This is a genomic window from Streptomyces sp. NPDC096310, from assembly GCF_044763125.1.
In the GTDB taxonomy this organism is placed as follows: Bacteria; Actinomycetota; Actinomycetes; order Streptomycetales; family Streptomycetaceae; genus Streptomyces.
On record NZ_JBIWFO010000032.1, the window covers coordinates 1 to 12,404 of the forward strand.

Annotated in this window: 9 protein-coding genes and 2 pseudogenes; 3 read left to right on the plus strand and 8 right to left on the minus strand. The window is 68.7% G+C overall.

Annotation, left to right across the window (positions count from 1 at the left end; all coding sequences use genetic code 11):
* From ACIQ7D_RS34150 to hemL, 6 genes and pseudogenes are all read right to left on the minus strand, one after another.
* A pseudogene (locus tag ACIQ7D_RS34150) lies at window positions 1–218 on the minus strand (cytochrome c biogenesis protein ResB); the annotation flags it as partial.
* A gap of 34 nt (window positions 219–252) precedes the next feature.
* On the minus strand, window positions 253–1,050 hold the full coding sequence (locus tag ACIQ7D_RS34155; protein WP_403944531.1) for a cytochrome c biogenesis CcdA family protein: 798 nt from the start codon (window positions 1,048–1,050) through the stop codon (window positions 253–255).
* A 4-nt stretch (window positions 1,051–1,054) separates the two neighbouring features.
* Window positions 1,055–1,675 carry a TlpA family protein disulfide reductase gene (locus tag ACIQ7D_RS34160; RefSeq protein ID WP_403944533.1) on the minus strand — a complete coding sequence of 207 codons (621 nt, stop codon included), beginning with the start codon at window positions 1,673–1,675 and terminating at the stop codon, window positions 1,055–1,057.
* Window positions 1,676–1,805: 130 nt separating this feature from the next.
* Window positions 1,806–3,071: a hypothetical protein gene (locus ACIQ7D_RS34165; protein WP_403944535.1), complete on the minus strand. Its 1,266-nt coding sequence runs from the start codon at window positions 3,069–3,071 to the stop codon at window positions 1,806–1,808.
* A 253-nt stretch (window positions 3,072–3,324) separates the two neighbouring features.
* Window positions 3,325–4,044: a histidine phosphatase family protein gene (locus tag ACIQ7D_RS34170; RefSeq protein ID WP_403944538.1), complete on the minus strand. Its 720-nt coding sequence runs from the start codon at window positions 4,042–4,044 to the stop codon at window positions 3,325–3,327.
* Window positions 4,041–5,384 carry a glutamate-1-semialdehyde 2,1-aminomutase gene (gene hemL, locus ACIQ7D_RS34175; protein WP_403944540.1) on the minus strand — a complete coding sequence of 448 codons (1,344 nt, stop codon included), beginning with the start codon at window positions 5,382–5,384 and terminating at the stop codon, window positions 4,041–4,043. Before hemL ends, ACIQ7D_RS34170 begins: the two co-directional genes overlap by 4 nt.
* 130 nt (window positions 5,385–5,514) lie before the next feature.
* Here hemL and ACIQ7D_RS34180 point away from each other — a divergent pair.
* A pseudogene (locus ACIQ7D_RS34180) lies at window positions 5,515–5,887 on the plus strand (transposase); the annotation flags it as partial.
* A gap of 59 nt (window positions 5,888–5,946) precedes the next feature.
* Here the strand turns inward: ACIQ7D_RS34180 and ACIQ7D_RS34185 are convergent.
* Window positions 5,947–7,704: a recombinase family protein gene (locus ACIQ7D_RS34185; protein WP_403944543.1), complete on the minus strand. Its 1,758-nt coding sequence runs from the start codon at window positions 7,702–7,704 to the stop codon at window positions 5,947–5,949.
* Between the two features lie 178 nt (window positions 7,705–7,882).
* On the opposite strand from ACIQ7D_RS34185, the gene ACIQ7D_RS34190 reads away from it, so the two are divergent.
* Both ACIQ7D_RS34190 and ACIQ7D_RS34195 read left to right on the plus strand, forming a co-directional pair.
* Window positions 7,883–8,458, plus strand: a complete 576-nt coding sequence (locus ACIQ7D_RS34190; RefSeq protein WP_403944626.1) for a hypothetical protein — start codon at window positions 7,883–7,885, stop codon at window positions 8,456–8,458.
* A gap of 428 nt (window positions 8,459–8,886) precedes the next feature.
* Window positions 8,887–9,339, plus strand: a complete 453-nt coding sequence (locus ACIQ7D_RS34195; RefSeq protein WP_403944546.1) for a lamin tail domain-containing protein — start codon at window positions 8,887–8,889, stop codon at window positions 9,337–9,339.
* A 105-nt stretch (window positions 9,340–9,444) separates the two neighbouring features.
* Here ACIQ7D_RS34195 and ACIQ7D_RS34200 read toward each other — a convergent pair whose 3' ends face one another.
* On the minus strand, window positions 9,445–11,763 hold the full coding sequence (locus ACIQ7D_RS34200) for a M4 family metallopeptidase (protein ID WP_403944548.1): 2,319 nt from the start codon (window positions 11,761–11,763) through the stop codon (window positions 9,445–9,447).
* Window positions 11,764–12,404 lie beyond the last annotated feature (641 nt).

A 12,404-nucleotide genomic window follows, 5' to 3' on the forward strand; every position in this document is an offset into this window, starting at 1 on the left:
CGGGGGGCGGTGGAGAGCTGGGAGCCGGCGGCGCCGAGCTCGCGGGCGTCGGCGGAGGCCGCGCTGTCAGGGTCGGTAGCGGTACGGGTGCTGGTGCCGCTGTCGGTACCGGCGCCGGTACGGGTGTCCGTACCGGCGTCGGTACCGCTGTCCGTACCTGCGTCGGTACCGCTCCCGGTCTCGGTCCCGGTACTGCTGTCGGTCTCGGTGTCGCTCATGGATTTCCCGCTCGTGGACGCCTTGCTCATGGAACTAGATCCCCACCGTGAAGCCGTTGGACCAGGTCTGCGTCGCCTGCACGATGCTGTCCCACGCACCGGTCAGCAGCAGCAGACCGGTCGCGATCATCATCCCGCCGCCGATCCGCATCACCCAGGTGTAGTGGCGCTTTATCCAGGAGAAGGCGCCGAGCGCCTTGCGGAACGCCACCGCGCCCAGCACGAACGGCACACCGAGACCCAGGCAGTACGCGACGGTCAGTATGGCCCCGCGGCCGGCGCTCGCCTGTTCGAACGCCAGCGCGTTGACGGAGGAGAACGTCGGACCGAGGCAGGGCGTCCAGCCGATCCCGAAGAGCGCGCCCAGCAGGGGGGCGCTCGCGAGGCCGGTCATCGGACGCCGGTGGAAGCGGAATTCGCGCTGCGTGAGCCAGGGCATCAGCCCCATGAAGAACACGCCCATGAGGATCATGAGCACGCCGAGCACCTTGGAGAGGACCCCCCGGTACTCCTGGAGCGTGCTGCCGAAGTAGCCGAAGAGCGCCCCGCCCGAGACGAAGACGGCGGTGAATCCGAGGACGAAGAGCGAGGCACCGGCGAGCATCCGGCCGCGCCGGGCGTCCGCCAGATCGGTGCCGCTGACGCCGGTGACATACGAGAGGTAACCGGGTACGAGCGGCAGCACGCACGGGGAGAAGAAGGAGACCAGCCCGGCCAGCAGCGCGATCGGCAGGGCGATCAGCAGCGCCCCGCTGAAGACGGTCTCGTTCCTGCCGGTCGCCTCGGCGAGGAACTGGGCCTGGGCGAGGGTGTCTGCCTGGGGAAACTGCACGGGATCACTTCTCCGCGATCAGCGGGTCGATCATCTTCCGCAGTTTTTCCTCGTTGAGCGCCATCAGTGAGCGCGCCGCGACCTTCCCGTCCCGGTCGAGCACGATCGTGGAGGGGATGGACTGCGGATTCAGGCTGCCCTTGGGGAAGCCGCTGACGATGAGCTTGCCCGTCGGGTCGTACAGGCTCGGGTAGCCGACGCCGTAGTCCTTCTCGAAGGCGAGGGCGGGGCCCTTGTTGGGGTCCCGGGTGTTGAGCCCGACGAAGGCCACGCCGTCCGACACGGTCTCCTTGGCGACCTTCGCGAAGTGCGGCGCCTCGGCGCGGCAGGGCGGGCACCACGATCCCCAGACGTTCAGCACGACGACCTTGCCCTTGAGATCGGCCACGTCGAGCTGCTCGCCTTCGAGGGTCTCCCCCGCGATCTTGTTGATCGGCTGACGGTCCCCCGCCGCGACCGTGGAGATGCCGCCGGTGTTCGTCACGAAGTTGGTGTCACCGCCGCCGCCGGACTGGCCGCCGCTGCCGCAGGCCGTGAGTGTCATCGCCGACGCGACGGCGACGACGGGAAGGACAGTGCGGAGCCGGCGGTCAGAACGGCGTCGTGGGGCGCGGCCTGAGTTCATGTGAAAAGTTTCGCATGGGCGATTCGAGGATCTTGGGCACCCCCCTTCATGCCCGTAAAGCCCGAAGTAAAGGTTCCGCCGACGGCTGGGGGCGGGGCGGGGGCCCTCCCCTGTCCCCGCCGCCGCTCTCTCAGCGACGGGTGGAGGCTCCGGTGGAGGCCCCGGCCGTCTTCAGGAACGTGTTCCAGCCACCGGACGGCTGCTGTCCGACGCCGAGGGTACGGAGCTGGTCGAGTACGGCCGGGTCCTGTACGTCGAGCCAGTCGGTGAACTGGCGGAACGACACCAGCCGTACGTCCTTCTTCTCCGCCATGCCCTTCAGGGCCTCTTCCACGGCGTCCATGTAGATGCCGCCGTTCCACTGCTCGAAGTGGTTCCCGATGAAGAACGGCGCGCGATTCGTCTCGTACGCGCGGTTGAATCCGGCGAGATATGCCTCGGCCGCCTGCTTGCGCCATTCCGGATAGCGGGAGGTCATTCCGTTGGTCGAGTTCTTCGACTGGTTGGCGAGCATGTTGTAGTCCATGGAGAGGACTTCGAAGGAATGCCCGGGGAAGGGCACGGCCTGTAGCGGGAAGTTCCAGATCCCCCCGAGCTTGTCCGGCCAGACCTGGGTGCCGCCGGGCGAGCTGGCGTCGTACCGCCAGCCCAGTTTCCGCGCCGTCGGCAGCAGGTTCTCCTGGCCGAGGAGACACGGCGTACGGCCGCCGATCAGTTCCTTGTGGTAGTCGAAGGGCAGCGGGTCGAGATCGGTCCAGCCGGTGTTCGTACGCCACTGGGTGACGAAGGAGACGGCCTGGTCGATCTCGTTGCGCCACTGCTCCGGGGTCCAGTTGCCGACGGTTCCGGTGCCGCCGCAGAAGTGCCCGTTGAAGTGGGTGCCGATCTCATGACCGTCCAGCCACGCCTGGCGGACGTTCTTGAGGGTGTCCTTTATGTGCGGGTCGGTGAGATATCCGATGTCGGAGGCGCCGACCGGATTGTTCGGAGGGCGGTAGAGCGTCTTCTTCGACTCGGGCAGCAGATAGAGCCCGGAGAGGAAGAAGGTCATCGCCGCGCCGTGGTCCTTGGCGAGTTCCAGGAAGCGCGGGAAGAGGCCGTTGCCGACCTCGCCCGCCCCGTCCCAGGAGAAGACCACGAACTGCGGCGGGGTCTGGCCGGGCTCCAGCGGCACCGGCGCGCCCGGCTGGTGGGGCTGCTTCCCGGTGTCGGAGGTGGAACCGTCCCCGATGAGCCTGACGTCCCTGGCCGCGGGACGCCCGTTCGCGTTCCCGCCGCCGGCCTTGCCCGTGCCGCTCCCCTGCGACGCGTGACCGGTTGAACAGGCCGCGACACCCATCGCGGCGGCGGCCCCCATTCCGGCTCCGAGCAGACTCCTCCGACTCATGTGGCGCATTACAGATCCCATCCGCGCTCGTTCGTCCGTATGTACGCCGCTCATAAAGTCTTACAAGCGGCAACCCATAGGAGCTGCTACCGAACGCGAAGGTTCCTAAACTTGTCACACTTTTTCGTACGTAACAGTGACTGTGACAATCACGACCTCAGCCGCTGAGGCCGGCCCGAGCCGGTCCGGACCTGGACGGGAACCGGATCGGAGCCGGAGGCCGACCGCCATCCGGACCCGGACGGGAAGCCGACCCGGGGCCTCAGGCCCCGAACGCCTTCGCCCCGCCCTTCACCGGCCTGGCACCCGCGAGCAGGTGCGGCGGTACGAGATCGCGGGCCGGCTCGGAATAGCCGACCGAGACGATCTTGTCGCCCTGATAGGTGAAGCTCGTCAGGGAGGCGAGGGTGCACTGCCGGCGCCGCGGGTCGTGCCAGAGCCTGCGCCGCTCGACGAAGCTGCGCACGATCCAGATCGGCAACTGATGGCTGACACAGACGGCCTCATGACCCCGGGCCGCGTCCCGCGCCGTGGTCAGCGCGCCCATCATCCGGACGACCTGGTCGACGTACGGCTCGCCCCACGACGGCTGGAAAGGGTTGGTGAGGTACTTCCAGTTGGCCGGCCGGCGCAGCGCGCCGTCGCCGACGCCGAAGGTCTTGCCCTCGAAGACGTTCGCGGCCTCGATCAGCCGGCCGTCGGTGTCGAGGGCCAGCCCGTGCGTCTTGGCGATCGGGGCGGCGGTCTCCTGCGCGCGCTCCAGCGGGGAGGAGACGACATGGGTGATGTCGCGCTCCGCCAGGTGCTCGGCGACCCGGTCGGCCATGCGGCGCCCCAGCTCCGAGAGGTGGTAGCCGGGGCGTCTCCCGTACAGCACACCGTCCGGGTTGTGCACCTCCCCGTGGCGCATCAGATGGACGACCGTGATCTCCTCGCCGCTCACCGCGCCGCTCCTCTCGCTCTTCCCTGCACGCTGACTCATGCGGCACTCTCCGGCTGGGGGTCGGGGTCCGTGGCTTCGGCTGCGGCGCGCGCGGCGGCGGGCAGCGCGGCGGCGATCCGCTCGACGGCCCGCTCGTCGTGGGCGGTGGAGACGAACCAGGACTCGAAGGACGACGGCGGCAGATAGACGCCGTCGGCGAGCATCGAGTGGAAGAAGGGGGTGAAGCGGAAGGACTCCTGCCGCTTGGCCCCCTCGTAGTCACGTACCTCGTCGGCCGTGAAGAAGACGGAGAACATGTTGCTCGCCGTCTGCACCCGGTGGGCGACGCCCTCCTTGTTCAGCGCCTCCGTCACGAGCCCCTGGATCTGCGCGGAGACCGCGTCGACCTTCTCGTAGGCCGCGGCGTCGAGCAGCCGGAGCTGCGCGAGGCCGGCGGCGGTGGCGACCGGGTTCCCGGAGAGCGTGCCGGCCTGGTAGACGGGCCCGGCGGGGGCGAGCCGCCCCATGACCTCGGCGCGACCGCCGAACGCGGCGGCGGGGAAGCCGCCGCCCATGACCTTGCCGAAGGTCATCAGGTCGGGCGCGACGCCGTCGACGCCGTACCAGCCGGCCTTGGACGTTCGGAATCCGGTCATCACCTCGTCGGAGATGTACAGCGCGCCGTCGGCGGCGCAGATCTCCTTGAGCCCGGCGTTGAACCCGTCACGCGGCGGTACGACGCCCATGTTGCCCGGCGACGCCTCGGTGATCACACACGCGATCTCCCCGGGGTGCGCGGCGAAGGCCCGGCGCACGGCGTCGAGGTCGTTGTACGGCAGGACGATCGTGTCCCCGGCCTGCGCGCCGGTCACCCCCGGGGTGTCCGGCAGCCCGAACGTCGCGACCCCGGAGCCGGCGGCGGCGAGGAGCGCGTCGACGTGCCCGTGGTAGCAGCCGGCGAACTTCACGACCTTCGCCCGCCCGGTGAACCCACGGGCGAGCCGGATGGCCGACATGGTCGCCTCCGTACCGGAGGACACGAGCCGCACCTGCTCGACGGGCGCGACCCGGGCCACGATCTCCTCGGCGAGCGCGACCTCACCCTCACCGGGCGTACCGAAGGAGGTACCCCGCGCGACCGCCGCCCGCACGGCCGCGATCACCTCCGGGTGGGAATGTCCGAGGATCATCGGCCCCCAGGAACATACGAGGTCGACATATTCACGACCGTCCGCATCGATGAGGTATGGACCGTTACCGGACACCATGAACCGGGGCGTACCCCCCACCGCGCGGAAGGCGCGGACAGGAGAGTTCACGCCTCCGGGCGTCACGAGGGCCGCACGGTCAAAGAGTGTCTGCGAAACGGGAGCGTCGTATTGATAAGGTAGTTTGCTCATGACCTGTGGTTCCCCTGACTGCGGGCGTGTGGGCCCGTCCAGCGTAGGACAGGATGCGCAGAAGACCCGGCCACCCTCCCTTGCGTTCCAGTGGTCGTCTGAGTTCCAGGGCTCGTCGCCCTACCCCAGTCCAGCCGAAGCCGCCGACCGAGCGGTCCCGGGCCCTGCGGAAAACGACCTCATCATCGGCAAAGCCGGCGAGTCCGCGATCACCACATGCCGAACCTTCCGCCCGTCGATCACAGCGCGGGCAGCACCCGCGACGCCCTCGTCGAAACGCCAAGACGCTCCCGCCCCACCTGCGGCGGTCCCTGGCAGCGCGGCTCCAACGAAAACACCAACAGCCTGCGGCAGCAGCTCTTTCCCAAGGGCACCAGCCTCGCCGTCCACCCCCGGGAGCACCTGGACGCCCTCACCGCCGAACTCAACAGCCGCCCGCGCAGACGCTCGGCCGGGAAATCCCAACCGAGCGCCTCGCCAATCCCCTGGCCACAGCCAGTTGATCCACTTTTGTCGCAACGCCCAGGAATTCGCCCGTCGACGAGGCTCTGTGCCGCGCGGGTCAGGCTGCCTGCTCTTCCTCGTCCCGCCGAGGAGCCGCCATGGTCACCGTGACGCGCTCCTCCACCCTGCACACGCGTGCCGTACCGCCCCGGTACGTGGCCTTGGTGACGACGATCTTGTCTACGAAGAGCCGCACCAACGTACGACGGTCGGCAACCGTCGCCCGCCCCCACCACGAGTCCTCGCCGGTCGGGTCGTCCCCATCAGCGGATGCCCACTCCTCGACAGGCAGCCTCGGAAGCTCGGGGCCACCCACCTCGATGATGCGGCGCCCGATGGCATCCAGCCGGTTTTCCCACTGCTGCTTCTCGTCAAGGAACCGCGCGCGCCCGATCGGTCCCTCGTAGATTCCGCTGTTGAGATCGTCGTACAGACGCTCAATGGACTTCGTGATCGCCGACCTCTCTCCGACGAGGGATGCTCGCTCCCCGCGAGTCCCGGGGTTCTCCGACAGCTTGCCGAATCGAAGCGTTGCCTCCGCGATGACAGGCAGCGTCTCGGGACGCCCCTCTCCGTCCAGGATCACGTCAAGGATCTTCCGCGCTACGTACCGATCCACGTCGGCTTGATTGATGGTGTTACCGCCTTCGTGTTCATCCGGCTCCACCACACCCGACGGCCGGCAACACTTGTAGATGCGAGGGGACCCCGTCATGGGACGCCCGCACTCGCATTCCAGCCGCTCCATAGCGGTGAGAAGGTACTCGCCCCGGGTGAGCCCTTTACCGCGCCCCCGCCCGGAGATCCATTCCTGTAGCTCGAACCAACGAGGAGCGGGGATAAGAGCCTCACCGATGACGATGGGGTCCCCGTTCTCGTCGCAGAGGATCCGGTACCCGTCGATGGTTCGGGTGGGGTTACCGTCCCTGTCTGTCTTATAGACAGTTTCGGCGGCGAAACCTGCCAACCGCGGATCGGTCAGGAGCCGCTTGACCGTCGGCACGCGCCAGAGTCCACCGTGCTGCGATTCGACGTTGCGTTGGTTGAGCCACGTGGTGCACGAGTTGACCGATGCGGGATGCGCGTTCTTCTTCCCGTCCCACGGCTTGTCTTTGTGCTGGAAGATCCGGTCCACCAGGCGCAGAGCTTCACTGCCCTGATCAGTTCCGTCCTCATTCTTCGGCACCGGACGGAGAAGTCGGATGGTGATGGTCACCGGCTTACCGTCGATGATCCGGGTCTCGGGTACGGAGTAGCTCTCCATGCCATACGGAGGAGTACCGCCGATCCAGCCACCGAACTGCTTGGCCTTACGCTTTGCTCCACCGACGGCATCGCTCTTGTTCTTACTGTCCTGATACGCCGCCTCCAACCGCCAGATCAGCATCATGAGTTCCATGGTGCTGCCAGGCGTGAACGTGCCCTCAGCCACCGATGTGATGGTGACGCCAAGGGAGAACAGTTCCAGGACTACCGGAATCATGTCCTTAGGTTCGCGGCGAGAGAACCGGGTCACGTTGAACACGACGATCTCTTGAATCAATCCGTCGCGACAATCATCCATCAAGCGATCGAAGCTCTTACGCTTGGCATTCGGATTGTATCCGGACACACCAATATCGCGGTAATGTCCCTTGAATGAGCAGCCCCTCTCGTGGGCCTTCTTCTCGGTGACCTCGTCCTGCACCTGAGGACTGGCCTCCGATTTGTCTCCCTTGACCTTTGACTGGCGGGTGTAACCTGCGGCTACCCGCTGAACAGCTACGAACTGCTCGGCGGTAACCCCAGCATCGTGTAGTTCCAGTGTCCGACTCACACTCTGACGCTACCCCAACTACATGATGCTGGGGCGTCATAGGGGAAGCTCACCCAATCCATGGCGCCAGAGGCTTCGACGTATCTGCGGACAGGTGTTTCACCGGACGTCCGTGGGGGAGGTCACTGTCACGATGATCGGGTTGCGCGGCCGGGGCTGCGAGTGGTCGGGTGGAGATATGCATCGCGGTGGCGGACTGGGCGAGGGTACAGACGACCTGGGTCCCGAGCCTGCCCGGCGAGGGAAACACCGGCGCGGCGAGCGCCACGAGCGCGAGGCGCGCGAGGAAGCTCCGGAAATCAGGAGTGGTGGCCGGGTGGGGGTGACCTACAGATACTTCGGCGCGCCCGACGGAGCCACGGCAGCCCGCGTCCCCATCTCGATGCGCCCGGAGGAACTGGGCGGCGACGAGCTGGGCATGGGCGGCATGTTCTCCAAGATCAAGCCCGAGACGATAGCGGCGATGGTCCTGACGGGCATTCAGGGCATGCCCCTGCACAAGGTCCCCCCGCTCGAACTGGTCGTCCTGCACCCGGACTACGCGGTCGTGAAACTCCCGATGACGGTGGTGGACCCACTCCGCGGCATCGGCGAGGAATCGGTGGGCGCGGCGGCCTTCATCTGGTCGACGGTCCCGGACCGGGGCGGCCCGAAGGACGCGTACAACGTCTACCAACTGCTGCACGAGTGGCAGGACTTCAGCCACCGGCTGCATGAGGCGGGGCATCAGCCTTACTGCTTGGTGTGGCCCTGAGCCGAGGGCTCCCGCGAGTCGGGGCGCCACTCGGGCGGACGGCAGAGTGACGAGGTCGCGGGCCCTCCTGGGCCGATGAGGGCACCTGCGGGGCAGGCCCTCGCCGTTCCGGCGCGGCTGTCGTCATCACCCCTGGGGCGCAACGCGAGGCGGAGCCTCAGGTCGTCATCCCCTGGTCCTGCTCCAGGGATTCGCGGTGCCGGGTGGGGAGTTCGGACTCGACTCGTCCAACACCGTACGTGCGTCAGAACGTCAGGCTCCAGCGGTCCAGGTAGCCCGGGTCGACGTGGTTGAGGTAGCAGGGGTCCCAGGCATGGCGTATCTCTGATTTCCTGAAAAACACACCACAGCGGGTGGGCGGACATAGTCTGTGCGTCTGCCGGGCTGCCATTGGGGGGTGCCCGGCCTGGATCAATGGGGGATTGCTCATGCGCCGCATCCGCACGCTCACCGCCGCCGCCCTGGTGGTCGCCGCCGGGGTCGTCCTGCTGCCGACGCAGGCACAGGCCGCGGCCGGCTCCGTACACCTGTACAAGATCTATTACGACTCGCCGGGCACGGACAGCCGCTCCAACGCGTCCCTGAACGCCGAGTACGTGCAGATCAGGAACACGACGTCGAAGCCGGTCTCCCTGAAGGGCTGGACTCTCGTCGACGCGTCGAACCACAAGTACGTCTTCGGTACGTACAGCCTCGGCAAGGGCAAGACGGTGACCGTACGCACCGGCAAGGGGAAGGACACGGCCGCCAACCGCTACCAGAACCGCGCGGCCTACGTGTGGAACAACGACAAGGACACCGCGACACTGAAGAAGGCGAACGGCACCAAGGCGGACTCCTGCTCGTACAACTCCACCAAGGTCGACTACAAGATGTGCTGACCCTTCCGGGCCTCGTCCCCGCCCGTCCGTCGCGGCGGGCGGGCGAGCGGGCGGGCGGGGACTTCGTGGTTGCGGGGGGGCGTTACGTGGGCTTGTGCGCCGCCGTCAGCTCGTGAACTTCAGCGCCCAACTGTCGATGTGACCCGTGTCCGCCTGGTAGACGTCCCTCACCCGCAGCTTCCAGGTGCCGTTCGCCGTGATCGCCGACGCGTCCACCGTGTACGTCGCGTGGACATCGTCCGCCGAGTCGGAACTCGCGCTGTTCTTCAGGCGGTGCACCGAGCCGTCCGAGCCGACCAGGTCGATCTCCAGGTCGCCGCGCCAGGTGTGGACGATGTCGACCGTCACCGCGAGATCGGCGGGGGCGTTGCCCTCGCGGCCCGTGACCACGATCGGGGACTCGGCGGCCGGGCCACCGCCGTCCGGGATGGCGACCCGGCCCGGGTTGACGAAGAAGTCACCCCCGGAGGCGAGCACCGTCCACGGGACGGCCACCGTCGTCCCGTCGCCGTCCGCCGCGCTGACGGTGATCCCGGCGGTGAAGTCGCCCGCCTCCGTCGGGCTGCCGGAGACCACGCCCGTACCGGAGTCGATCGTCAGCCCGGCGGGCAGGCCCTCGGCGCGGTACGTGAGTCCGCCCGGGCGGCTCGTCGCCGCCTCGACGGTGAGCGAGGCCGGCTGGCCCACGGCCGACCGCTGGGCGGACGGCGGTGTCAGGGCGATGTGGTCCACGAACCGGCTGCCGACGTTGACGGCCGCCCAGGTGTTGCCGACCGCCTCGTACGCCTCGCTGGAGCGGCCGTACAGGTCCTCGGCGGCCCGGAGGGTGGCGGCGCGAGCGCCCGCGTAGTCCGTCGTGCTCGTCATGTAGAGGGTCAGCGCCCGGTACCAGACGGTGAAGGCGTTGTGCAGGCCCAGGCCGGGGACGGAGAGGCCGTCGTAGGTCGGGCTGTCGTAGTCGTGCCCGTTGATCGTCTTCTTCCCGCTGCCCTCCGCGAGGAGGTAGAAGAAGTGGTTCGCCACGCCGGAGGAGAAGTGCGGGTCGAGACCTTCGGTGCGGGGGCTCCAGTAGTCCTGGGAGATGCCGTCCTTGGAGGGCTGGTCCATGTACCGCAGCGGCGTGCCGTCGCCGTTGATGTCGATGCGCTCGCCGACCTCGTAGTCGGGCACGTCGAGGGGATTGTCCGCGAAGAACTCCACGGCGGCGGCCATGATGTCGCTGCTGCCCTCGTTCAGCCCGCCGGACTCGCCGTTGTAGTAGTACAGGTCGGCGGTGGCGGAGGTGACCCCGTGCGTCATCTCGTGCGCGGCGACGTCGAGCGCGGTCAGCGGGTTGGCGTTGCCCGCGCCGTCGCCGTACAGCATGCAGAAGCAGTCGTCGTCCCAGTAGGCGTTGACGACCTGGTTGCCGTAGTGGACGCGGGAGGAGGCGCCGACTCCGTCGCCCGCGATGCCGTCGCGGCCGAACTGGTCGTGGTAGAAGTCGTAGGTGACCTGGGCGCCGTACGCCGCGTCGACGGCCGCCGTCTGCCGGTTGGCCACGGTCGTGTCGCCCCACACGTCGTCGGGGCTGGTGACGAGGGTGCCGTCGCCGGAGGTGGCGCCGTTCAGGTCGTACGTCCGGTGGCCGCCGCGCTGTGAGTCGGTCAGTTCGTAGACGTCGCCGTTGCGTACGGTGCCGATCGCGACCTCGCCGCTGAACCGGCCATGTCCGATGCCCGCCTGGACCCGGTCGAACTCCTGGAGCTTCTTGCCGCTCCTCGCGTCGGTGACGACATGGAGTTCGGTGGGGCCCCCGTCCTCCCGTACGCCCCGCACGACGGACTCCCACGCCAGCGTGGACGCCCCGTCCTTCGCCCAGATCACCTGGCGCGGCGCGCCGTCGGGGGCGGCCTTCCCGGTGCCCGCGTCGGTGGCGGCCTTCAGGGACGACTTCCGCGCCTCGGCGGCGGGGACGGTGGCCTTCGTCGTCGGTACGGAGAGGGGCGCGTCCAGCGACCGGGTGACCGTGAGGGCCGCTTCCGGACCCCCGGGCTTCTTGTGGACGACCAGGTCGCCGCCGAGGACCGGGAGTCCGGCGTACGTGCGCTCATAGCGGGTGTGGACGGTGCCGTCGGCGTCCTGGATGACGTCCTTCGGGATCAGTTTCTCCTCGGACCCCAGCTTGAGGGCGCGTGCGGTGCCCTCGGTCGCGGTCCCCGCGGCCTTGAGGAGCTTCGCGCGCCGCGCGGGGGTGAGGGCCACGTTCCTGGCCCCGGGTCTGGGCTCGGCGGCTATCGCTCCGGAGCGCTCCGGCGGCGCGGCGGGCGCGGCCGAGGCGGGCAGCGCGGTGACGACCAGCGCGGCCAGGGCGAGGGCGGCGGTCGCCGCGCTACGGGTCCGGGGAGAAAAAGGGCGGGGGATGGGACGGGGGGTGTTCGACACTCCTGGTGCTCCTTCGGTCCGGGCGCCCGGGGGCGGCCGGCTGGAACGGGACCGGGCGGCTGGATGTGCCGCCCGGCGAGGAGAGGTGCGATGGCGCCCGTGCGAAGTGGCATGCGAAGTGGTCCGTGCCGTGGGGCCCCTACGGTGTACGGGCCGGGCGACGCTGCCCGTGCCGTGTATGTACGGGCGCGGCGGCGGCCCGCGCGGGGTGCGGCGCCTGCGGGGTGCGGCGGGTGCCGAATGCCGGAAATGCCGTCAGAAATTGCTGTGTACAGGGAGGCGCCCCACGTAAAGGGCGCTTCCCCGAATCGTTTCAGCGGAGAGCGCGCTTGTCAGCAACGCCTCGAATCGTTGTCCGAAAGAAGATCGCGCCGTACGGCCCGGCGCACGGCATATGCCCGCGATCACATGCGCCTTTACGTGGCCGCAACAGGCCGTACCCCCACCAGCTTTGGCCGCTTCCGACCCCTGGCAGGCGGCTCGACACGCCTCTCAACAGGGGTTTCGTCGGAAGTCGCGGGGCCCAACATGTCGGGGCGGGGGGGGGGTCCCCGGGCCCCCCCCCCCCCCCCCCCCCCCCCCCCCCCGCCCCCCCGCCCCCCCGCCCCCCCCCCCCCCCCCCCCCCCCCCCCCCCCCCGCG

What these genes read in the sequence shown, in the direction of transcription:
- hemL (WP_403944540.1), bottom strand. Translation starts at nt 5,384, where the DNA reads ATGAGCAAACTACCTTATCAATACGACGCTCCCGTTTCGCAGACACTC.
- ACIQ7D_RS34195 (WP_403944546.1), top strand. Translation starts at nt 8,887, where the DNA reads ATGCGCCGCATCCGCACGCTCACCGCCGCCGCCCTGGTGGTCGCCGCC.
- ACIQ7D_RS34190 (WP_403944626.1), top strand. Translation starts at nt 7,883, where the DNA reads ATGCATCGCGGTGGCGGACTGGGCGAGGGTACAGACGACCTGGGTCCC.
- ACIQ7D_RS34165 (WP_403944535.1), bottom strand. Translation starts at nt 3,071, where the DNA reads ATGCGCCACATGAGTCGGAGGAGTCTGCTCGGAGCCGGAATGGGGGCC.
- ACIQ7D_RS34160 (WP_403944533.1), bottom strand. Translation starts at nt 1,675, where the DNA reads ATGAACTCAGGCCGCGCCCCACGACGCCGTTCTGACCGCCGGCTCCGC.
- ACIQ7D_RS34170 (WP_403944538.1), bottom strand. Translation starts at nt 4,044, where the DNA reads ATGAGTCAGCGTGCAGGGAAGAGCGAGAGGAGCGGCGCGGTGAGCGGC.